The organism is Chloracidobacterium sp. (genome assembly GCA_016716305.1).
Classification (GTDB): domain Bacteria; phylum Acidobacteriota; class Blastocatellia; order Pyrinomonadales; family Pyrinomonadaceae; genus OLB17.
Window position 1 is genome coordinate 742,501 of the sequence record JADJWP010000002.1, and the last position, 20,866, is coordinate 763,366.

At 52.3% G+C, this 20,866-nt stretch carries 22 protein-coding genes and 1 tRNA gene (1 of these 23 cut by a window edge); 5 read left to right on the plus strand and 18 right to left on the minus strand.

The window, feature by feature from the left end:
- On the plus strand, positions 1 to 500 hold the final stretch of the coding sequence (locus IPM28_05220) for a methyltransferase regulatory domain-containing protein (protein ID MBK9172389.1). The gene continues 1,045 nt to the left of window position 1, outside the view; only the last 500 of its 1,545 coding nucleotides appear in the window; its start codon lies off the left edge, out of view; it ends in the stop codon at positions 498 to 500.
- An 18-nt stretch (positions 501 to 518) separates the two neighbouring features.
- Here IPM28_05220 and IPM28_05225 read toward each other — a convergent pair.
- The 9 genes from IPM28_05225 to kdsB form a co-directional block, all read right to left on the minus strand.
- A tRNA-Gly gene (locus tag IPM28_05225) sits at positions 519 to 593 on the minus strand.
- 32 nt (positions 594 to 625) lie between these two features.
- Positions 626 to 1,150, minus strand: a complete 525-nt coding sequence (locus IPM28_05230; protein MBK9172390.1) for an HAD hydrolase family protein — start codon at positions 1,148 to 1,150, stop codon at positions 626 to 628.
- Between the two features lie 14 nt (positions 1,151 to 1,164).
- Positions 1,165 to 3,411 carry a tetratricopeptide repeat protein gene (locus IPM28_05235; GenBank protein MBK9172391.1) on the minus strand — a complete coding sequence of 749 codons (2,247 nt, stop codon included), beginning with the start codon at positions 3,409 to 3,411 and terminating at the stop codon, positions 1,165 to 1,167.
- A 5-nt stretch (positions 3,412 to 3,416) separates the two neighbouring features.
- The gene (locus IPM28_05240; protein ID MBK9172392.1) at positions 3,417 to 3,878 is read right to left on the minus strand and encodes a hypothetical protein; all 462 of its coding nucleotides are present in this window, start codon (positions 3,876 to 3,878) and stop codon (positions 3,417 to 3,419) included.
- The gene (gene kdsA / locus IPM28_05245) at positions 3,856 to 4,683 is read right to left on the minus strand and encodes a 3-deoxy-8-phosphooctulonate synthase (protein ID MBK9172393.1); all 828 of its coding nucleotides are present in this window, start codon (positions 4,681 to 4,683) and stop codon (positions 3,856 to 3,858) included. Before kdsA ends, IPM28_05240 begins: the two co-directional genes overlap by 23 nt.
- Positions 4,684 to 4,783: 100 nt before the next feature.
- On the minus strand, positions 4,784 to 5,599 hold the full coding sequence (locus IPM28_05250; protein MBK9172394.1) for a DUF4198 domain-containing protein: 816 nt from the start codon (positions 5,597 to 5,599) through the stop codon (positions 4,784 to 4,786).
- Positions 5,589 to 7,289 (minus strand): CTP synthase, encoded by a 1,701-nt coding sequence (locus IPM28_05255; GenBank protein MBK9172395.1) that lies wholly within the window; start codon positions 7,287 to 7,289, stop codon positions 5,589 to 5,591. The genes IPM28_05250 and IPM28_05255 overlap by 11 nt, the downstream gene beginning before the upstream one ends.
- Positions 7,290 to 7,343: 54 nt before the next feature.
- Positions 7,344 to 7,613 carry a hypothetical protein gene (locus IPM28_05260; protein MBK9172396.1) on the minus strand — a complete coding sequence of 90 codons (270 nt, stop codon included), beginning with the start codon at positions 7,611 to 7,613 and terminating at the stop codon, positions 7,344 to 7,346.
- Between the two features lie 45 nt (positions 7,614 to 7,658).
- Positions 7,659 to 8,489 carry a 3-deoxy-manno-octulosonate cytidylyltransferase gene (gene kdsB / locus IPM28_05265; GenBank protein MBK9172397.1) on the minus strand — a complete coding sequence of 277 codons (831 nt, stop codon included), beginning with the start codon at positions 8,487 to 8,489 and terminating at the stop codon, positions 7,659 to 7,661.
- A gap of 113 nt (positions 8,490 to 8,602) precedes the next feature.
- Here kdsB and IPM28_05270 point away from each other — a divergent pair, with 113 nt between their 5' ends.
- Positions 8,603 to 9,427, plus strand: coding sequence for a CPBP family intramembrane metalloprotease (locus IPM28_05270; protein ID MBK9172398.1), 825 nt, complete (start codon positions 8,603 to 8,605; stop codon positions 9,425 to 9,427).
- A gap of 55 nt (positions 9,428 to 9,482) precedes the next feature.
- Here IPM28_05270 and IPM28_05275 read toward each other — a convergent pair whose 3' ends face one another.
- Positions 9,483 to 10,583: a FecR domain-containing protein gene (locus IPM28_05275; protein MBK9172399.1), complete on the minus strand. Its 1,101-nt coding sequence runs from the start codon at positions 10,581 to 10,583 to the stop codon at positions 9,483 to 9,485.
- 193 nt (positions 10,584 to 10,776) lie between these two features.
- Between IPM28_05275 and IPM28_05280 the strand changes: the two genes are divergently transcribed.
- Complete coding sequence (locus tag IPM28_05280) at positions 10,777 to 11,034, plus strand: hypothetical protein (GenBank protein ID MBK9172400.1); 258 nt, start codon at positions 10,777 to 10,779, stop codon at positions 11,032 to 11,034.
- 85 nt (positions 11,035 to 11,119) lie between these two features.
- Here IPM28_05280 and IPM28_05285 read toward each other — a convergent pair whose 3' ends face one another.
- The 8 genes from IPM28_05285 to IPM28_05320 all read right to left on the minus strand — a co-directional run bounded on the left by IPM28_05285 (position 11,120) and on the right by IPM28_05320 (position 18,187).
- Positions 11,120 to 12,415, minus strand: coding sequence for a SpoIIE family protein phosphatase (locus IPM28_05285; protein MBK9172401.1), 1,296 nt, complete (start codon positions 12,413 to 12,415; stop codon positions 11,120 to 11,122).
- 3 nt (positions 12,416 to 12,418) lie between these two features.
- The gene (locus IPM28_05290; GenBank protein MBK9172402.1) at positions 12,419 to 13,072 is read right to left on the minus strand and encodes an ImmA/IrrE family metallo-endopeptidase; all 654 of its coding nucleotides are present in this window, start codon (positions 13,070 to 13,072) and stop codon (positions 12,419 to 12,421) included.
- Between the two features lie 52 nt (positions 13,073 to 13,124).
- Entirely contained in the window at positions 13,125 to 13,646 is a 522-nt protein-coding gene (locus IPM28_05295; protein MBK9172403.1) for an NADH-quinone oxidoreductase subunit I, read from the minus strand.
- A gap of 27 nt (positions 13,647 to 13,673) precedes the next feature.
- Positions 13,674 to 14,702, minus strand: coding sequence for a DUF4190 domain-containing protein (locus IPM28_05300; GenBank protein ID MBK9172404.1), 1,029 nt, complete (start codon positions 14,700 to 14,702; stop codon positions 13,674 to 13,676).
- 174 nt (positions 14,703 to 14,876) lie between these two features.
- Positions 14,877 to 15,293, minus strand: coding sequence for a nucleoside-diphosphate kinase (gene ndk, locus IPM28_05305; GenBank protein MBK9172405.1), 417 nt, complete (start codon positions 15,291 to 15,293; stop codon positions 14,877 to 14,879).
- A 411-nt stretch (positions 15,294 to 15,704) separates the two neighbouring features.
- Entirely contained in the window at positions 15,705 to 16,106 is a 402-nt protein-coding gene (locus IPM28_05310; GenBank protein MBK9172406.1) for a hypothetical protein, read from the minus strand.
- 70 nt (positions 16,107 to 16,176) lie between these two features.
- Positions 16,177 to 17,061, minus strand: coding sequence for a succinate--CoA ligase subunit alpha (sucD, locus tag IPM28_05315; GenBank protein ID MBK9172407.1), 885 nt, complete (start codon positions 17,059 to 17,061; stop codon positions 16,177 to 16,179).
- A gap of 172 nt (positions 17,062 to 17,233) precedes the next feature.
- The gene (locus IPM28_05320) at positions 17,234 to 18,187 is read right to left on the minus strand and encodes a nuclear transport factor 2 family protein (protein MBK9172408.1); all 954 of its coding nucleotides are present in this window, start codon (positions 18,185 to 18,187) and stop codon (positions 17,234 to 17,236) included.
- Positions 18,188 to 18,492: 305 nt separating this feature from the next.
- Here IPM28_05320 and IPM28_05325 point away from each other — a divergent pair, with 305 nt between their 5' ends.
- Both IPM28_05325 and IPM28_05330 read left to right on the plus strand, forming a co-directional pair.
- The gene (locus IPM28_05325) at positions 18,493 to 19,440 is read left to right on the plus strand and encodes a carboxypeptidase regulatory-like domain-containing protein (GenBank protein MBK9172409.1); all 948 of its coding nucleotides are present in this window, start codon (positions 18,493 to 18,495) and stop codon (positions 19,438 to 19,440) included.
- 156 nt (positions 19,441 to 19,596) lie between these two features.
- On the plus strand, positions 19,597 to 20,841 hold the full coding sequence (locus tag IPM28_05330) for an ABC transporter permease (protein ID MBK9172410.1): 1,245 nt from the start codon (positions 19,597 to 19,599) through the stop codon (positions 20,839 to 20,841).
- Positions 20,842 to 20,866: the final 25 nt, after the last annotated feature.

The following is a 20,866-nucleotide window of genomic DNA, read 5'->3' on the forward strand; positions in this document are numbered from 1 at the left end:
TCAGCCATCCTTTAACAAAGGTCATGGTCGCCTACCTCGGCTCTGTATGGTCACAGGCCGTCGGATTCAAAGATCTTGTGATGATCGCGGGAAGTGCGTTGGGCGAATCAGAAGTTGCCGACGCTGATAGGAAGCAGGCGGCCACATTCCTTCTGCAGATGCTCTTTGCTGGATTTATAGAAATTCATCTATTCCGGCCAAACCTCACTAGCGAAGTCTCAGACATGCCGGCAGCAAGCGTTTTTGCCCGTTGGCAGGCCAAGAAAGGCTGCGGCAGCGTAACGACTTTATGGGGTTTGAACGTTGATACCAGCGATGTATTCATGACCGTATTACTGGAGCTTCTCGACGGCACTCGAAATCATGCGATGCTAGTGGATGCGGTCAAGTCCAGCATCGAAGTTCCCGAAGAGCAAAGAGAGGGCTTCTACCGACAATTGCCAACAATGGTCATCGCCAAAGTCGAGGAATTAGCCAGATTCGGATTTTTAGTTTCGTAGGTACTTACTCGAGAGAAATGGAGCGGGCGACGAGGCTCGAACTCGCAACTTTCAGCTTGGGAAGCTGACACTCTACCATTGAGTTACGCCCGCTGACGACCAGGATTATTGCACACTGTCTTCGATCAGGCAATATGGATCGACTTCGCTGATTTCGCCGCAAGCAACAGTTCGCAAAGCTCTCGCACAGCTCCGTTGCCACCGTCAGCCGACGTAACGTATCTTGCCTCGGCCTTTACGGACGGTAATGCATCTCCGACCGCGACCGGCAGCCCGACTATTGACATTAGCCCGAGATCGCCGACATCATCACCGATGTAAGCCACTTGCGAGGGCTCGAGCCCGGCATCGGAGATTATCATCTCAAAATCGAGCACTTTGTCGCGTGAACCTGCATGCAGGTAGCGTATCCCGAGCTCTTCGGCTCGAGCTCGAATAATGCCACCCGAGTCTCGTCCCGAAATGATCCCGGAACTGAATCCAGCCGCGTGCCACAACTGAATGCCCTGTCCGTCTCGAACGTGGAACGCTTTCATCAACTCGCCCTTATCAGTGAAAAACAATCGGCCGTCGGTAAGAACGCCGTCGCAGTCCATCAAAAGCAGTGCAACGCCTCTAGCGATCTCGAAAACATCATTGGGGATATTCATAGCAACATTTCGGCCTATCTGACTTCAAAGATCTCTACGCCGCTGAGCCTCCAATTTCCGCCAATTCGAGTGAGGCGATAAACCGCCGTACCCGATTCCGGTTCGCGGGTTAGAAGTCGGGCCGAGATATTCGCTTCGACCAAAACCGAATTAGCGTCGAGAATATCGACCTGCAACGGCTGGGTTTTCCATTCTGTTGCTTGTCCTGAGATACCGCTGATAAATCGATTGATGTCTCCCGGAACGATCAGCTGATCGAAGTCGGCCTTTCGGTTCGAGATCGCTGCCCTATCGAATTGCATAAAATACGCCTTGATCGCTTCGTCAACGGCGGCTGAGGCTGAGGTCTTGTTTCTGATCGCTCGTGCGGCAAGACTTGCACCGTATTCTGCATCGGCCCGGACGGCAGCTTCGGCAAATCTTATCGAATCCGCGCTACGTCCTGTTCTCGATGCGATATCAGCAAGCCCGACGTTTGCCCATGCGATGTTTCTTGAGGTGGGAAGCTTTTCGTCCAAAACGGCCTTGAACTGAGCCTCTGCTTCAGTGATCTTATTCTGAGCAAGTAATGAACGCGCGAGCAGTAACCGGACGTCGTCAAAACGCGGAAAGTCTCGAAGGACATTCACAGCCGTCTTTTCGGCCGAGGGAAATGCCTGTCGATCGAAATCTCTTTTGACTGCAAGCAGAAGGTCGCTGTCAGTCGTTTCGCGAGGAGCAACGTCGTCAGAGTAATCGACCTGTGGATATAGCTTTTCAGGGTCGATCTCGACTCGCGTTATTTTGCTGCTCGTCCGAAAGACGATCTCGCCGAAACTCCTCGCCTTGATCGAAGCAGGCGCAGACATTTTTTCACCGTTTGCCATGGTCGCAACGACATTTACAGTTACGTCGAACGCGCCCGTATTCCGAAGCGCGACCTTAGCCTCACCACCCACCATCAGTGGCAAGCCTGCCTGCAGGTTTGTTTCAGTGATCTGGTCGAGCATTCCATCGACAAATTCCTTCTGTGATAGAAACGCGGTCCGAATATCCGCAAGCGTCATTCGCCCACCGTTCATTTTCGATCTGATCGATGTGTAAAATTCGGTTCGACCCGTTCGGCGTTCGAGAAGACGCCAAAACATGGCACCTTTATTTGCGACTGCCGCAAAATAGTAATCGTCCAGCGGAGCAACAGTGTTCAGCGGAGCGTCGCGCCGCGAGACCGCGGCATAGGCGTTTCGTTGCCGCATACGCTCGATGTCCGCAATATCCCGGCCATACTTGCTTTCAATGAACTGTGTTGCCAGATATCTTGAAAGCCCTTCTCGAAGAACGCCGCTGCCGTCATCCGAAATCGCGACCGAATCGCCGATCCACGTCTTGACGACCGATTCAGCGATCGTCATAGCGGTCAAAGAGTCGACCTTACCTCGGCGAAACACACCTTCGTCGACCGATATCGTTCCACCGCCTGCGTAACCCGCACCCCGGCGTACCCCGATGATCCGAATTGGAGCAGACGGCGGCGAACCAAGTAGTTCGGCTGTGAACGACCTTGCTTCAACCGCGATCGATGCCAAATCGGCTGCCCGGCTTTGAGCTTCGGCACCAGGTCCTTTTGGAACGAAAACGGTTACACCCGAGCTCTCGATACGATCCCATTGTCCTGCAAAGAAAAACGGCTGTCCGTTCAATTTATTATCGAAGGAGCCGGCTGTTTCGGTTCCGGCGGCGACTATCGTTAGTCCGACCGGTGCTGCAACCTGCACCCGCGTCGGAGCATGATCTGCTCCGCGAGCAAAGTACCAGCTGTTCGGTGTCGGGTACCAAAACGACAGTGGAAGAAACTGTGATGAGATGGGGGTCAATGAACTAAATCCGGTGTTGTCAGGAACGCTCAACTTGTATTCGACGACTGCGGTGATCGTAGCACCGGCGGCGACCGATGGAAGTCGGGTCGCGACGCGCTGCAGACTTGCTGTTCCGATCTTCTCTTCGCTTTTCGCAAACTCGGTGACGGCGTCGTTGATGCGTATCGTGCTGACGGAGGCGTTCGGACTTATCCGAAGAGTCAAGCTCGAAGCTGGACGCGATGTCACATTTCGCAACTGAAGTGTCGCTCTGACCGAAAGATTTCGATCGATCTCTGCGGTCGGCAGTGTCGCATTGATATCATATTTTTCCACATACCACGTCGCGGATATGCGATTGTCGGACTGAGCCGGGACGAGGATCGGACAGCATATGAGCAACAATACAATGTTTAGAAATTTCATTCGATTTAGATCCCAATTTCAAGGGTCGCCCTGATCGTCCGTTTAGGCAAACCATTCGCGATACGAACCTTGATCCAAGTACAATTCCAACCACCATCATCGGTTCCGAACCTGACCACGTAATATCCCTCAGGCAGGCCGGGATGGCAAAAGCTCCCGCTCGGATCGGTTTCGAAGACATGTGTCGGGACGCGGCTTTTGGTCAGATCGTATGACGATAGTTTTCTTTCGGACCTATCTATTCGGTAAACCTCAACGATCAGAGGTACATCGCCCGGCCAATCGACCTTTCCCGTTAATCTGCTTGTCGAGACACGTGGATACTCAACCAGGAGGTTCGCACACCGTACCGATCTATCTGCCGATTCAGCCCGACACTTTTTTGACTGGGACGGAACCGATAGGGTCAGGAACAATGTGACGATTGCAGCGAAAACAAGTGAATTAAGATTTCCCGACGATCTCATTGATTTCAACCAACTTCGAAAGCAGTGCCTCCAATCGCCCTAACGGCAATTGATTCGGGCCGTCGCTCGGTGCTTTTGACGGATCGTTGTGAACCTCCATAAAGACCGCGTCGATCCCACATGCAACCCCCGCACGTGCAAAGTCTTCGATGTATTCGGCTTGCCCGCCAGTTGCTTTGCCAAGGCCGCCCGGCAATTGCAGTGAGTGAGTCACGTCGAACACAACAGGAACGCCGAATGAACGCATGATCGGAAACGAACGGAGATCGACCACCAGATTGTTATAGCCAAAGCTCGCTCCGCGTTCCGTCAAAAGGATCTTGTCGCAGCCCGCAGCCCGGAGTTTGTCAACAATATTCTTTGCGTCCCATGGAGCAAGGAACTGCCCTTTCTTCACGTTAACTGCACGTCCGGACCTGGCAGCTTCGACCAAAAGATCTGTTTGACGACAAAGAAACGCTGGTATCTGAAGGATGTCAGCGACATCGGCCGCCTTTTCGACCTGCCAGTTCTCGTGAACATCTGTTATCACAGGAATGCCGAGTTCCTCTTTGATCTGCTTCAGTATCCCCAGGCCGAATTCCATTCCTTCCCCGCGAAAGCTGTCTATCGAGCTTCGGTTTGCCTTGTCGAACGACGACTTGTAAACGAACCCGACGCCGACACGTTCACAGATCTCTTTGATCGAACGGGCCATCATCGATGCGTGCTCATACGACTCGATAACGCACGGCCCCAGAATGAAGGACAGGGCACCTGAGCCGAAAGAGACTTTCCCGATATCGAATTTGGCTACATCACTCATTGATACAAACACTTAACATCACAGGTTCAGGTTGAGAAACAAGAATATCATCAATGAACGGTCAACGGACATTTCTCGCTTTGATATGCCTGCCGATCCATCACCGCGATCCGAAACTAAAAGCGCTCCAGAAGCTCTCCCAATCGGCACCTTCACAGTATTTTTCGCATCGCTGCATAAATACGAGCCGAACTAACCAAACGCCTTTCTTGTCCAACTTTATATCTATCCGCCCGTTTTCGTCAGACGAAAGGCTCTGAGACATATGTTGAACACCGTCGCGGTTGTCGACAAATACCGTTCGACCAGCTAGTGGCCTGCCATTGAAAAGAATCACCAAAGGCAATGTGTCGCCTATCCGTTTGGAGTACGGGTTTTCGACCGGCACTATCTCGAGTTTATGTCCTACCTTTCGCGCGTACGTGCGGTCACGTCTGTCGCCGACTTGAATAAGCGACTTAATGTATCGTGTGTAACGCTCCTTGCCGGGTTTACCCGTCTCGCCGAGGCGCTCACGTTCCGCGATGACGTATTCCATCCCGTCCTCTCGAAGATATTCTTCAAACTTCTCGGCCGAGAGCGTGATATAGGTGAGATTTCGTTCCATCGAAAGCAGGTAATTACCCTGCCTGTCAGCCGAAAATGAAAAAAGAGGCGCGTCGCCCTCCTTGACCGAACCCGAAAGATCAAAGTTACCGGACGCCGAAAGCAGCTGGAACGACGTCGTTTTGGCTGGCTGGAACGGCCGCGATTCTTCGACCCTTAGCCCTTGACCAAGAAAAAGGCTGACCGGTGAATTCTCGTTTACCCGCAGAAAGAATCGATCGGGCTCGAGCCAATATTCGTGTGCCCTCGCCGACGAAGGTATTATGACGGTGAACGCCATCAATAATGCGGCGGCATACCTATTCTTCACTCGCAACCTCTGCGCGTTCCGGTATCTCAACCTGTTTTTCACTCGTTACATCATGCTCGAGATTTTCGCTCCTAAGGCGATTTTCCCACGCCGCTTTAACGAAAGACGTGAACAGCGGATGTGCGTCCAGAGGTTTCGATCGATACTCCGGGTGAAACTGACAGGCAATAAAATACGGATGGATTTCGCGCGGCAATTCGATCATTTCAACAAACTTGCCATCGGGCGAAATGCCGCTTATCACCAGCCCTTCACGTTCGAGAACTTCCCGGTATTCCGGATTGAACTCGTAACGGTGTCGATGGCGCTCGCTGATGCGTTCGGCACCGTGATAGACCTCGCGGGCAAGCGAATCCAGTTTCAGATCACATTCCCATGCCCCGAGCCGCATCGTACCGCCTAGTTCGTCTACCCCGACGAGGTCTCGAAGTTTGAAAATGATCGGGAATGGTGTTTCTTCGTTGAATTCTGTTGAATCAGCATCCCTAAGCCCACACACATCACGCGCGAACTCGATGCATGCCGTCTGCATTCCAAGGCAAATACCGAAATACGGTGTCCCGGACCTTCGAGCATATTTGATCGCACGCAGCATACCCGAGATGCCGCGTTTACCAAACCCGCCCGGCACAAGGATCGCATCATAGTCCTGAAGGTCACTTTCGTAGTTGTCCTTCATCAGGTTCTCTGATTCGATCCAGGTTACGTTTACGCGCAGGTCATTCGCAACGCCCGCATGCGTCAGCGCCTCGCGAAGCGATTTGTACGAGTCCTCGAGTTCAACGTATTTGCCTACGATCGCGATCTTGACCGAACCGCCCGACGGGTCTTTGATCGTCGATACGAGGTCTCGCCAGCTCTTGAGATCTGCGGACGGAAATCGTTCGGTCAATTGGAGGTCCTTTACTATGAGTTCGTCCAAACCCTGTTCGTGAAATGCGAGCGGAACTTCATAAATGGTCGGAACGTCGAGGGCAGAGATCACGGCGTTCTCCTGCACGTTACAGAAGAGTGCGATCTTTCGGCGCATATCTACCGAGATCGGTCGATCCGAACGGCACAACAGTATATCCGGAGCGATACCGATCTCACGAAGTTCTCGAACGCTGTGCTGAGTAGGCTTGGTCTTTAATTCTCCGGCAGCCGCAATATAAGGCACAAGCGTGACGTGGACGAAGATCGCATTGCCGCGGCCCTCTTCGTTGCCCATTTGACGGATCGCCTCGAGAAACGGCAGCGATTCGATATCGCCGACCGTTCCGCCGATCTCGACGATCAACACATCCGGCTCATGGATCTCAGCGACCGTTCTTACTGCCGCTTTTATTTCATCGGTTATATGCGGTATGACCTGGATCGTCTTTCCGAGATAATCGCCCCGACGCTCTTTTTCAATGACCGAAAGATAGATGCGTCCGCTCGTCCAGTTATTCGCCTGCGAGAGTTTCGCGTGCGTAAATCGTTCATAATGACCGAGGTCGAGGTCAGTCTCAGCGCCGTCGTCAGTCACATAAACCTCTCCGTGCTGAAACGGTGACATCGTGCCCGGATCGACATTGATGTATGGATCGAGCTTCATCATCTGAACGCTCATGCCGCGAGCCTCAAGCAGACATCCAAGCGAACTAGCCGCCAGCCCTTTGCCCAGACTCGAAACCACACCGCCCGTCACGAATATGTACTTTGTCATTAATTACTCCTTAGATCCGGCAACTTGATCATTATTGATTCCAACAACACTCCGTCACGCCTCACCTTCAGATTTCCCGTCCCCTTTCTTCTTTCGGTAGCGGCCGTCCTTCATCTGCATTTCCACTTCTTTTGCCTTTGCTGCTTCGGGATTGAGCAGTTCCTGCAGTGCGTTCATACTGGCCCCGAGCATCGAGGCACTCTCGGCCGCGTTTCGCTCAAATTCCTCGTTCGTTCGTGTCACGGGAATGGAGATGACCCTGAGCCCAATGATGGCCCCTGCGACGACCAGTAAAATCACTGCCAATCCGATCCAGTCATTCATATTGCTAATGCGGATCGCAAGTATTGAGCTTCCGCGTTCGCTCAATTACAGGTGACCACGGGCTTCGGATGCCCGGAGATCGATCAACGATCGCACAAGTTCAAGGTCCTCTGCTGTGTCAACGCCGACCGAGGTACCGACCGCATCAACCACCCGAATCCTCGCACCATTTTCCAAAGCCCGCAATTGTTCGAGCATCTCGAACCGTTCGAGCCCGGTCGGGCGCATTTTTGCGAACTTTAACAAAAACTCCCGCCGATACACGTAAAGTCCGGTGTGTTTTCGAAAATTTGAAAGCAGTTCAGGATCTGCCTCGATCGCCTTGTTCAAATCACCGCCATACCTCAACGTGGCCTCGCGAGGCCACGGTATCGGGGAACGAGAAAAATATACGGCGTAGCCATTGTCGCCCACCGCTACTTTCACGTTGTTTCCGTTCAACAGTTCGGTAACGCTCGAGATCGGTTCGCATGTAGTCGACAGATCCGCCGAATCGTCCGCGAGCAGACCATTGACAGCAGCATCGATCGTTTCCGGTGGTATCACAGGTTCGTCGCCCTGAACGTTCACGACGATGGCACGTTCAGGCAAATTTTCTGCAACCTCAGCTATCCGGTCGCTGCCAGAACTATGCGATCCTGCAGTCATTACTGCTTCGGTACCCGATGCCGTTACGACTTCGAATATCCGTTCGTCGTCGGTAGCAACGATCACACGGCCCACGGTCCCGGCCGACCGTGCCCGCTCTATCGTATGTAAGATCAAGGGTTTACCAGCGATCGGCAAAAGCATCTTTCCGGGCAGGCGCAAAGATGCAAACCTTGCGGGAATGATCGCTATTACATTTTGTTTGGGGTTATCCCCGTGATGCTCCACGGGCTTTTAGACTATATCCAAATCGTCCGAAATTCAAGACTCGAACGCGGAAACTTGGAAGTTGGCGTTTCATTCAGTAAACTTCGACAGTGGAATTGCCCTCTAATGAACCAATGGTCGCCGAAGTTTTCGAATCGTCCTCGGAACCTATTGAACGCATTGACCCTAACGACCCATCATGGAGCGTATGGATCGCCTTCGGGGTTTGGGCCGCCAGCGTTGCGGCGATCATCTTCGTTCCCGGCTTGTTTTTGCTTTCGTACTTAGCGTCTGTCGGCGTGAGCCTCTCCGATAGCGAGCAACTGGCGAAATTTTCGGTTACAGATCCTATGGCGATCATAGTTCAGATCGCCGCCGTAATTCCGGCACACCTTTTCACGCTTGCACTCGTATGGGTAGTTGTGACCGGTTTTAACCGAAAGCCATTTTTCGAATCATTGGGTTGGGATTCCGCCGGACTTAAATGGTGGCATTACCTCGCAATGATGGGAGCATTCGTTGCAATTTCACTCGCGGTCGTTAACGTGGTACCCGTGAAGCCGGACGATATGGAGCGAATAATAAGAAGTTCGCGAACTGCTCTTTACCTTGTAGTTGTGATGGCGGTCGTCACGGCTCCGTTGGTCGAGGAAGTTGTTTACCGCGGGGTGCTTTATTCGGCATTTCAGAAGCGGATCGGCGTTACGGCTGCCGTCGCGCTTGTCACATTTTTATTTACAATAGTGCATGTCCCGCAGTATGCCGAAAATCCTGCAAAGATCGCATTGCTTGCGATGTTGAGCCTTGCCTTGACCTGGCTGCGTGCGTTTACCGGAAGTCTCTTGCCCAGCGTTGTTCTTCATACATTGATCAACGCATCACAATCCGCTCTTTTGTTGGTCGAACCCTATTTGGCCGAGCGTTCGACTATTGAAACGATTTCTTTCTATTACCGTTGAAACTAGAGAAGGCCTCTTCCGAAGAGGCCCTCTGAAAAAATCGCCTTAGGACTGGTCATGGCTTCTGTCCAGTGCTGCGCTGCACAGGCGCACTGACGATCACCGGCGGCGGCTCGAACGTACGGGACGACTCTTTGCCTGCCCCCGTATCGACCGGGTTATCGAAAACACGGCGTCCGCGCGACTCACCCTCCATTTTCATGAACGGCGGAGCTTCTGATGCCATCGACCGCGGAACTCTGCTGCTGACCTTGTTCGGCGTTGATGGCGGCTGCGTCGGCGGCAAATAGATCACCGGCGGGAGATTGTAATGCCAGATGTCCCAGCCGTACCAATATCCATATGGCGATCCCCATCCGCGTCCAAACGGAAGGAAGCAGTGATAGCGCCGAAACGGATCGTAAACCCATAACCCGAAAGAATCGAACATATTCCATCGGTTACCGAGGAAAGATCGCATCAAGGTTGGTCTCAAAATACGCGGGTCGAGCGAAGAGCTGATCTTCGCCATTTCTTTCGCACGCGACTTGCTCCATGCTTCAAGTCCGTCGTCTCCGGAGCTCTTGAACTTCGCGATCGACGCCTGGCCATTAACCAATACGCCTTGACGCCCCTTCTTGATCTCAGCGTCGGCTGAACCATCGACGAGAGCCTTCCCCTTCAGAACCGACAATCTTCCGTTTTTGCCGGCAACGTCAACCCGATAAATTCCCGATTGAACTATTACGAATATGCTATCAGGTGTCTGGACCCTGACGGTGAAATCGTTACTCGCGTGAACTTCAAGCATCGCGGAACCGCTTTCTACGAGCAGTTGAAGATCGTCAAGCGAGGTCGTTTTGAACTCGAAAGCTGATGATCCGCCAAGACGGATGTAAGATCCAGGATTCAGGAGAATTTCGGCCTTCCCGTCGTTTCCAGTCGAAACACGGTCGCCGATCTCGAGTGAGTCGCCTTTTATGAGGCGACCGCTTTGACCCGACTTCCGTACGACACCGACGGCCCCCTCGACGTAATTGACCCCACCGGCTTTGGCCGAAATGACGTATTTGTCGCCTAGAGCCGCCGAGATCGTTTCACTTTGTGCAAATGAGCAAACAGCCATCGATATCAATGCTGCAAACAATGCAAAACTACGTGACACGGTCGACTTCATAATATTTTCTCCTTTGGGAAGAGTCTCAACAATCGTAGGCTTTCTACGCAAAATACGCAACTTTTTGTTGTCAATACGATGTGAAGCGCGGTGAAAAAGTTTGCAGAATATTTTTTTTCCGAACAACCAAACGTACCGTGTCGTAATCATACAGGCGTCCGGAAACTTGATCCGGAGCACATTTGGAATTGATATGGCAACCTTTAGGGATCCGGCACAATGTTTCGCACCGCTCGAAGTTATCGAGAGGCTGCTTGAGATAAGGGCCGACCTGGGTTTCCCCGAAACTCTCTATCTCGTTCGTTCGGAAGAGCTTACTGATTTTCTTGACGCCTACGGGTTCGATATTTACGCGTTTTCTATTCAGAATGAAAAGATCAAATATGGCGATTATCGGACCCCTGTGGTCCCTGGCGGAGACAATCATCACCTTTCGTTAAAGGCACACTAGTCGAGATCGCAGATACCAAGTATCAACTGAAAGAGCCCGGAAGATGCTTCAAACACTTGAACCCTTCCGGGTTCTTTTTTTTTGATCAAAGAGCCTTTACGATAAAAAGCGTCCCGTCATCGTCGAGAAATTTTCGCTCGGTGAAGTCGGCCACACCCTTTCTTATATAATCGATCATCCGTTTTGCAGGCATTTCGATACATTCGAGCACGCTCTTCGCAAAGCGCTCGGTCCCGTATTCCTCGCCATCTTCATTAGCCGCCTCGGTGATACCGTCAGTATAGATGACCATTACCTGGCCTTGTTCGAAACGAATGAAATGCTGATGATATTGAGCGTCGCTGAACATCCCCAGCGGTGTATCGCCGTATTCGACGTACCTGAATTCACCATTCGGCTTTATCAGCATTGGCGGATTATGACCGGCATTCGAGAATACGAACGTCCTGTTTGTGCCGTCGAGGATACCGTAAATCGCGGTGATGAACTGATGGTCTTCTGTAGAGTCCCATAACAAGTTGTTCACCTTCGATAATGCGATGTGCGGTGCGTACCCGATCTGAACTCCGGCCCTAAGCGACGCACGAAGAAACGACATCAAAAGCGCCGCAGGGATCCCTTTCCCAACTGCATCTGCAACAATTATCCCGATCTGATCGTCAAAGATCCTGACCCAATCATAATAATCTCCGGAAACCTCTTCGGTCGGAAAGATATATGCGCTGATATCGAAATTCGAGAATTCAGGGTCCGCATCAGGCAGAAGTTCAAGTTGGACCTGACGCGCGATCTCGAGCTGTGCCTCGATACGCTTCTTTTCGATCGCCTGTTCCTGCAATTTGCTCTTTTCAATGATGATCGCGACCTGCGATGCCAGAAGCTGCAGGATCGAAAGATCGTCTTCGTTGTAGGCATTCAGTCGGTCACTTTCTAGATCGAACGCACCAATTACCTTATCGTTCGAAATTATCGGTGCCACCATTTCCGATCTGGTCTGCACACGAGCCTTAAAATATCGCTTGTCCTCACTAACGTCGGGCGAAATTATAGGGCTCCCTGTTTGCGAGACGTGTCCGATGAACCCCTCACCAAGGCGCAGCCGCGGCTCGATCAGTGCGAATGGGATATCGTAACCTCGTATGACCTTCGACTTGAGAACATAATGGCTCGGATCTTCAACTGATTGCTCTATCAAATAGATTCCCGCCGCGTCATAGGGCAGAAGCGAATCGAGTGTTTCCATCACGAGGTTCAGAACCTCGTCAAGGTCGAGCGATCTGCTGATCTTCTTCGTGATATCGAGCAGCATCCTCAGCTTATCGACCACGGTCAAGCTTGTGTCGTGAGACGCCGTAGGTTTTGTTGGGTTTGGCTGATCCATCGCCTAAATCGAGCGGAAAACGTGTTCTTTGTAACTCTCCCAAAGCCGCGAGACCTTCATCCGATATTCGACCAACGCGCGGCTCACGCGGTAATGGCTGGCTATCTCGGCCGAGGTCAACCCGCGCTCGATCAACTCTTTGAGCCCAAGAAACGGAACCAACGCCGCGGCCCCTGTCGCGTAAGCTTCCTCTTCGATCTCGGCATTGTAATCGCGGGCGATCGAATTACCCTGTGCATCACGATTTTCGACCGCCAGCCGGCTCGGCTTATGACCAAGAAAGACATGGCTGATCTCTTCCATAAGTGTAGCATTATGCCGATTCTTACCATGTGTCGGATTGAGAATGATCAGCCTGCTGCCGTCAGGCAGTTTATGTGACGCGGCACCGCCGGACCATTTATCGCGGGCCTCACCCAATAGGTGTTTTCGGGCTTCTTCGCTTAGTTCGGCGACTTGATCAAAAGTTACGACAAGGAGTTTGGCGTATCTCGCAAGCGAAAACGGATCAAGTGGCTGAGTATCGTCGCGCAAGCCGGCGAACTGTCGGAGTCCCTGTGCCCGAAGCTCATGATGACGGCCTTTTTGGGTTGGAGGAAGCTGATCGGTATCCACGACGGATGGTACTGAGAGCCCGCATTTTCCGCGAAGAATCATCGGAGGTTCGGCGCCGGTGCACCCCCAGCTCGCAGAACGCAGGTTCTTACACTCAGATGACCTTGAATTCAGAATCGACGTCTTCGTCAGAAAGCGCGACGCGATAGTTTTTGGACTGTTTCTGTTTCGTGATAAGCAGGTCGTCTTTCGTCTTCAGCAGGTCGGCACGGTTATATACCGAGATCTCGAAATTATAGCCATGCGTAATGGCATCTTTCGGGCACGCCTCGACACAAAACCCGCAAAAGATGCAACGGCCATAATCGATATTGTAGACTTTGGCATATCGTTCATCTCGACCAATACGTTCGGCATACGGCCTCGGGTCGTCAGCCGCTTCGATATAAATACAATCCGAGGGACATGCGGCAGCACATAAATAACACGCGACACATTTTTCTTTCCCCGCCTCATCGACATGAAGAAGGTGCTGACCTCGGTAACGTGGCTGAACCGTCACCGGCTCGTCCGGGTAATGGACGGTCCACTTCTGCCTAGGGATCTCTGAAAGTGTCCGCCGCATGCCTTTGAGGACTGCAGTGGTTGATTGGATTACATCTGAAATGATCGACATCGTTTCCCCAAATACCAATTGATCACGTTACATTCCCTGCGCCTGCATTATCAACTGAAGGCCGCCAAAAAAGAACAAGAAAATGAAATACGCAACACTGATCAAAAATCCTAATATTCCAGTAATTATTCCGCCCAGTGCAAGACCGGCTCCGCCATAATTTTGCGGATCTTTCGCGGCTTTTCCCCGGGCCATAAATCCAAGAACAATTGCGACAAGGCTTGGCAAAATAGTTCCGCAGCAGAGCGTAAGCCCCAAAATTCCCAAAACGAGAGCAACGACCGCAAGGGTCTTGCTTGGTGCTTCGGCACCCGCAGGAGGCGGTTGAAATGGAGTATTGGGCCCTATTTCCTGTTCCTGCCAGTTTGACTGCGGGGCAGCGGGCGGCGTCCAATCGGCCTGTGCCATAGCCTGAGGTTGTGCGGCAGAGTTTTCGAACGGGTTGTAAGCCTGCTGTGGTGAAGGAGGCTCGGCAAACGGTGGCGGCTCAGCTGCCTTCGGGGTCAACACTTCGTCCGGATCCATCGATCCTGGCTTCATTCCGCCGAATGGAGACGGGATCGGAGGCGTCGTGTGAGCGAACGGGTCGCCGGTAAGATCAGATGCGAACGGAGAGGCAGGAACCTCGGGTTCGGCAGCTCTTGGCGGCTCGGCATCGAAAGGCGAGCGCGGCGGCGGAGCTTCGCCGAATGAAGGCGGTGCCGGCGACGGAGCATTGAATACCGGAGGCTCAGGCGCCACCGGAACCTGGGGCGGCATTTCGATGACCGGCGCATCGACGGCGGCCATTTCGGCCCTGAGTTCCGCTTCCGAAACGAACTGTGTCTTATTCGGATCCGATTCGGCCTGAGATGGTAATTCCAAGACCGGTTCTTCGCCTTGGGTTGGCGGCGGCGAGGCAACAGGCGGGATCGCCGCAGCGAAATCTCCGGGCCTCGCAACCATTGTTTTATACGGATCGACTTCTTCCTCGACCGAGACCAACGGCGTACCGTCGGCCTGGCAGAACCGCATATTATCGTCAAAAGTCTTTTCGCAGGTCGGGCATTTCTTCATAGATGTATGTTCAACTGCGCTTACCTAAGCAAGCCGCTGCCGCCGGAACTCCTGATTGATATGAAAAGGAACAGACACTTGACTCGGGGCCACGAATAACTGCGATCACGTTGATACCGATGATCAGCTTTCAATTACGGTCTGCCGTGTGTCTGTCCCTTTATACAGCTAGCGTTAGACTAATTCAAGTTTACTGAAGAAATAAGCGATCTCGATCGTCGCATTCTCATCCGAATCAGAGCCATGAACGGCATTCTCACCGATCGACGAGGCAAAGTCCCTACGAATTGTCCCCTCGGCCGCATCAGCCGGATTGGTCGCACCCATCAGTTCGCGCCATGCGGGGACGGCATTCTCCTTCTCAAGCGTCAACACAATGCACGGCCCGCTCGACATAAATTCGCAAAGCTCGTCAAAAAACCCCTTGCCTGCGTGCACAGCATAGAAGCCCTCAGCCTGCGTTCGCGTTTGATGGATAAGCTTCATCCCGCGGATCTTGAATCCCGCGCCCAAAATACGCGAAATGATCTGTCCCTGTTTCCCTGCCCGAACGGCGTCAGGCTTTATTATTCCGAATGTTAAATTACTCATATTAATTGTTCACCGAGAGTCGGTTTATACGATTCCTACGATCATGTGTCGGATATCGCTTTGTTAACGCTGACACGAAAAACCCAAATGCGAAAAATACTGAAATAGCGCCGTCGTCAACACAGCCAACTTTCTTTCCTTCGTAGGATATAACCACAGCCTGCGGCTCGCAACTCAGCAACGCTTCTCATGGGTTGTCGGAACCAGAATCGCTCGTGAAACGGCTAGACATCTCTATCCTCAGATTGCGAATTCGAGCGGCTTGTCTTTGGGCTCGATCAGTGATCTGATTTCAATATCAGGTTCTGGTCTTGTGTTGCCGAGATATCGAGTTCCATGAGTTTTCGAGTCACCAAGCGGCGATCGTGTGTCGTCGCCGATCTTTGACATCCCGCAGCCTCGTGCCCTGGATCAGCGTACTTCGAGGGTGAGAATGGCGAAGAACAAAAGAATGTTCGCAGCTCCGGCGGCAATGGATACGAGCCATATCCACGTGCCGGAATTGCGATGCCACCATTTATTGGCAATGAGGCGATATGCGGCGAATGCCGTCAGAAATCCGATCACGAAAACGCCGATCGAGGCATACAACCAAACGTCGGTATCAGATTCCGCAAGAAAATCGACGGCCTTGTCCTTTGACACAATGAACATCGCAAACAAGCCTATTTCTGCGGTAACGGTGATGGCGAGGACTTTTACTGCGGAATGAGTGTCGATTATCGAGTCGGTAATGTTCGAAAAAGCAGATGTGGCTACGGTAGCCGCAACATCCTCTTGAGTGTTACCGCGATCGCTCTTCCAAAAAGACATATTTCGACAAGAACATGGCCGTATACTTCGATCATTGCATCGACGCAAATACTCAAATGACCGGCCTTCGTCAGGCGGCCGCTTTCGAGCCCAAAACGTCCGCGATCGCCTGGCCGATGTCCGCAGGCGACTGAACCACACGAAGTCCCGCATCGGTCAACGCCTTCATTTTTTCGGCGGCGGTGCCCTTGCCGCCGGAGATGATTGCTCCGGCGTGGCCCATGCGGCGTCCTGGAGGTGCGGTCTGTCCTGCGATGAACGCGACGATCGGTTTCGTTACGTTATCTTTCGCGTAAGCGGCGGCTTCTTCTTCGGCGGTTCCGCCGATCTCGCCGATCATCACTATAGCGTCGGTCTCATCGTCATCTTGAAACAATCTCAGTGCATCAGTATGCGTTGTGCCGATGATGGGGTCCCCGCCGATACCGATCGCGGTCGATTGGCCTAGTCCCAGAGCCGTCAATTGTCCTACAGCCTCATACGTCAGTGTACCCGAACGCGAGACAACGCCGATGCGGCCTTCCTTGTGAATATGGCCGGGCATGATGCCGATCTTGCACTTGCCTGGTGAAATGATGCCTGGGCAATTCGGGCCGATCATACGTGTTGACCGTGTCGACAGATACTCGTTTGCCTTGACCATGTCTGCGACCGGGATGCCCTCGGTGATGCAGACGACGAGCGGCAGGCCCGAGTCGGCAGCCTCCATGATGGCGTCGGCGGCGAATGCAGGTGGCACGTAAATGACCGATGCGTTCGCCCCGGTTTCTCTTACGGCATCAGCAACCGTATTGAAAACCGGCACGCCCTCGTGTGCGGTACCGCCTTTACCGGGCGTCACACCTCCGACCACGTTTGTCCCATATTCACGCATTTGCAACATATGGAACGTGCCTTCCTTTCCTGTGATCCCCTGGACGATCAGACGTGTGCTCTTATCGACTAAAACTGCCAATTTGCGATTCTCCTATCCGGCTATCATGAGTAAAAACGAAAATAGAGTATAGCACGAGCGGTGTTTTGCTGAGCAAACCAAGACTCGAAACCGAGCGAGCAGGAAAATGAAAAAGGGCATCATCGAATTTAATCGACGATGCCCATTAGTGTTGTTCACTATCTCCGAAGGATCAATTCCTGACCGGATTCTCCATGTAATAGGTTGCCTTCGGCTTGCCGTTCTCACGTTTGTAAATCGAAACTGACATAACGTTTTCCGGCAGCTTGTCGGTTCCGCACGCTCCTTTTTGCGAAGCCCGATAGATTATCATGGTCAGATCTTTCGAGATCTCCATCGCCTTCATTGGACCGACGGTGAATGATTCGACCTTACACGTCGGATCGAACGACGATTTGATATACGCTTCTGCTCCGGCGACCCGTCCGCTTCTTCCGTTGCCGACTATATTATCGGTGACCATCTCTCTGAACGCCTTTTCGTCGCGGTTTTTCCAAGTTTCCCAAAGCTTTTTCTCGGTGGCCGCGATATCCTCGGGTGCCGCCGTCAGACTTGCAAGCTCTGCGGCTTTGTCGACGGGTGTCGTCGCCGGACCGTAATCACCCTTTGAATCGGCTGCGGGAGTTTCCTGATAGTACATCGCCTTCCAGGTGTCGCCTTCTTTGGCATACAGTACCGAAACATTTAGCGGACTGTGGCCGACCACTTTGTCGCAAGTGATCATACCGGTCGCCTTAAAGGTCAGCATGGCAATGCCATCCGCGAGTTCCGTCACTGCCTCTTCGCTGAAAACCATATCCTTCATCTCGCATTTATGGCTCGTCCAACTCTTCATCGCCGCCGCACGGTCAGAAGCACCGTTGTAACCTACGTTAATGAATTTCGATCCCATGTAGCCCTCGAGACCCTTCTCATTTCTTTCGGCCCAATCTTTCCAGGCTTTATTTTCGATCGCGATCAGCGCTTCTTTCGTAGGTGCTGACATTTTGGCAGCGGTACTCGCATTTCCCGTATTCGCATTGGCCGCGTTCGACGGTGCCATGTTGTTGTTAGCAGGAGTTCCTCCGCAACCGGTTAAGCTTGCCAACGCAAAAGCCGTGACGAATAGACAAAGTCTTCCATTCATAATTTTTTCTCCTTGGTCAGATTCTGACCAAATAACGGCGAACAGGCACTTCCGTGACCGGTTCGGCTCGTGGGACGATAAGCATTCAGAATGGTCGAACTATCACACGTTCTCTTGTTTAACGCAAACGACCCAATACAAATTCCCACTTTAGGTTTCGGCGCGAAATTATAATTGTTTAACGTAGACAAACGTCGTTGATTCTGCTAGTCTTACCTGTAGGGAGTCCAGTCACTCCACAGGTTAACATCCCCATAAGGCCACCCAATTGCAGTTCAGACCCTTTGGAATCGAGGAATAGAAAAATGAACATATCGATACCCGGCTTGCGCACAACGCGCCTGCTTCGTTTTATTGTGCTGTCCTTTACCCTCTCCGTTGCGATGATATCGAACGCCAACGGTCAAACGACGACATTTGCTCAGTTTTTCGAGCAACTCGGCGGACAGGACTTCGTGTTCACCAACAATGTCACAAGCGCTGATTTTAATACCATCAGCGGAGGATCGCGGATCTTCTTTCTATACCAAAATATTGCCGGACTCGACCCATCGCTTCAAGGCATTCAGTCAGCTCGCGTGTACGTATCGACGACCACGACCCAGCCTGCGACACTTAACGCGGGCAACGTCGATCAACCTTTGGATCAGATAATGACGATCCAGATCATTCGCGATACGCCTGCACCGGTTGGGGCGAATTCGCGGACAAATCTGTTGACCGCGGTCATTGCCCCTTCCGGTCAAACGCCCGGGATCGTCGGCACGAGCGGCGGCAACGCAGCTACCTTGTCTGCGACAACGCCCGACCATGTCGTGACGTTTTCCTCGGACTTCCTTCTTTTCGGCCTGACCACTCAAAGGAATCTCGCATTCAGCTTCTCTTCAGTTTCGCCGTCGATCCTGATCGGGGCCGGAAGTTTCCTTCAGAGCTTCTCGGCTGCCGCCAGTGGAACGTTTGCTTCGAGTCCAGCACCGACGCCCTTCATAACGAGTTCTGCGAATGTATCTGTTGGCGGACGGATCGTCAGCGATAACGGAATGGGACTTCGGAACGCCGCTGTTACTTTGGTCGAAGAGGACGGCACCGAACATACGATCTATACCGGAAATCTAGGCTACTTCAGCTTCGACGGGCTTGAGTCCGGACAAACGGTGGTCGTTTCGGTACGGTCAAAGCGTTTTGTTTTCTCGCCGCGGACGATTACCGTCAATGACAACATCAGCGACCTCGAGATCCATCCGGACCTTTAGGTCGAAATCTACTTTCCCAAGGGTCGAAAGGCTGCCTAAAGGGCGGCCTTTTTTTTGTGAACATTCTGATCGGAAAAACCGTTTTATGTTTGTCTTTCGAAATTGCTCTCAATTGGAAGTCAACTTCGTTCGCATTAAGACCAGGCAGGAGATCATATGCGGCAGCTGTACTCATTTTATTATGACGCTTTCGGGATTGCCCTCAAGTCGATCCTCGAGCACAAACTAAGGGCGCTCTTGACGCTTTTAGGGATAATCATTGGTGTTGCCGCTGTTGTTGTCGTCGGCGCATCGATAAGCGGCTTGAAGACCTACGTCGTCGATCAGGTCTCTAAGGTGCTCGGATCGAACCATTTCATGATCACGCGAATGGCGTCGACCGGACATATGTCCGATGAAGAGTACGAGCGCCGCAACCGACGAAACAAGGATGTCACCTGGGAAGAATACGAATATATCCGTGACAATTGCAGGCTTTGTTCGTACGTCGGCGCACAAATGAATGCGGGCGCCGACCTGAAGGAAGGCACTGCTGAGATGCCGTCGACCCGGATAATCGGTTCGACGGATACGATGTATGAGATCGAGGATAAGACACTCGTCGCCGGCAGATTCTTTTCGAATGAAGAGGTTCAACGATCTGCTAAAGTTGCGGTCATTGGACATGACGTTGTCGAGAAGTTCTTTGAGTTCACTTCGCCAGTCGGAAAGACGATAAAGATCCGTGGCGTGACGTTGCAGATCATAGGCGTTGAACAAAAGCGCGGATCGTTCTTCGGCCAATCACAGGACCGACATATATATATCCCGATCACCCTTCACAATCAGATCTTCAATCGCACGGGCGGAATTCAAGTGCACGGCAAAACGATAGAAAAGGAACCTTTTAAGCCCGCGATCGAGGAAGCCGAGTTGCTCTTGCGAAACAAGCGTCAGCTCGTTGGAAGCGAAGAATCCACATTTTCAGTTGTGAACGTTGACGAGTTCAATTCCACGATGGATCAGGTCACCGGCGCAATCGCAGCCGTCGTTATCCCGATAACGCTGATAATACTTGTCGTTGGAGGCATAGTCGTCATGAACATTATGCTCGTATCGGTGACTGAACGGACATTCGAGGTCGGTCTCCGTAAGGCGATCGGTGCTACGCGTCAGCAGATAATGCTTCAGTTTCTGATCGAATCGGCACTGTTGTGCGTCGTTGGCGGTATTTTGGGGCTTGTCCTTGCTATCGGTGCGACACAGCTTGTCGGCTATTTGCTGGCAATGACGATGACGATAACTTTCGGTTACGTCATTCTTGCCGTTGGCGTTTCGAGCATCATTGGTGTGGTTGCGGGGATATACCCGGCGTGGAAAGCCTCAAGGCTGGACCCGATCGTAGCGTTGACACAAAACTGAGAGTGAAACGAGACCGGACCGCGAA

Excerpts from the sequence above, each read along its gene's own strand:
- IPM28_05320 (MBK9172408.1), bottom strand. The coding sequence starts at position 18,187 with ATGAATGGAAGACTTTGTCTATTCGTCACGGCTTTTGCGTTGGCAAGC.
- IPM28_05285 (MBK9172401.1), bottom strand. The coding sequence starts at position 12,415 with ATGGATCAGCCAAACCCAACAAAACCTACGGCGTCTCACGACACAAGC.
- IPM28_05240 (MBK9172392.1), bottom strand. The coding sequence starts at position 3,878 with ATGAGATCGTCGGGAAATCTTAATTCACTTGTTTTCGCTGCAATCGTC.
- IPM28_05300 (MBK9172404.1), bottom strand. The coding sequence starts at position 14,702 with ATGAAGAAATGCCCGACCTGCGAAAAGACTTTTGACGATAATATGCGG.
- IPM28_05260 (MBK9172396.1), bottom strand. The coding sequence starts at position 7,613 with ATGAATGACTGGATCGGATTGGCAGTGATTTTACTGGTCGTCGCAGGG.
- IPM28_05325 (MBK9172409.1), top strand. The coding sequence starts at position 18,493 with ATGAACATATCGATACCCGGCTTGCGCACAACGCGCCTGCTTCGTTTT.
- IPM28_05290 (MBK9172402.1), bottom strand. The coding sequence starts at position 13,072 with ATGATTCTTCGCGGAAAATGCGGGCTCTCAGTACCATCCGTCGTGGAT.
- IPM28_05255 (MBK9172395.1), bottom strand. The coding sequence starts at position 7,289 with ATGACAAAGTACATATTCGTGACGGGCGGTGTGGTTTCGAGTCTGGGC.
- IPM28_05330 (MBK9172410.1), top strand. The coding sequence starts at position 19,597 with ATGCGGCAGCTGTACTCATTTTATTATGACGCTTTCGGGATTGCCCTC.
- IPM28_05235 (MBK9172391.1), bottom strand. The coding sequence starts at position 3,411 with ATGAAATTTCTAAACATTGTATTGTTGCTCATATGCTGTCCGATCCTC.
- ndk (MBK9172405.1), bottom strand. The coding sequence starts at position 15,293 with ATGAGTAATTTAACATTCGGAATAATAAAGCCTGACGCCGTTCGGGCA.
- IPM28_05310 (MBK9172406.1), bottom strand. The coding sequence starts at position 16,106 with ATGTCTTTTTGGAAGAGCGATCGCGGTAACACTCAAGAGGATGTTGCG.
- IPM28_05295 (MBK9172403.1), bottom strand. The coding sequence starts at position 13,646 with ATGTCGATCATTTCAGATGTAATCCAATCAACCACTGCAGTCCTCAAA.
- IPM28_05280 (MBK9172400.1), top strand. The coding sequence starts at position 10,777 with ATGGCAACCTTTAGGGATCCGGCACAATGTTTCGCACCGCTCGAAGTT.
- IPM28_05275 (MBK9172399.1), bottom strand. The coding sequence starts at position 10,583 with ATGAAGTCGACCGTGTCACGTAGTTTTGCATTGTTTGCAGCATTGATA.
- kdsA (MBK9172393.1), bottom strand. The coding sequence starts at position 4,683 with ATGAGTGATGTAGCCAAATTCGATATCGGGAAAGTCTCTTTCGGCTCA.
- IPM28_05270 (MBK9172398.1), top strand. The coding sequence starts at position 8,603 with ATGGTCGCCGAAGTTTTCGAATCGTCCTCGGAACCTATTGAACGCATT.
- IPM28_05230 (MBK9172390.1), bottom strand. The coding sequence starts at position 1,150 with ATGAATATCCCCAATGATGTTTTCGAGATCGCTAGAGGCGTTGCACTG.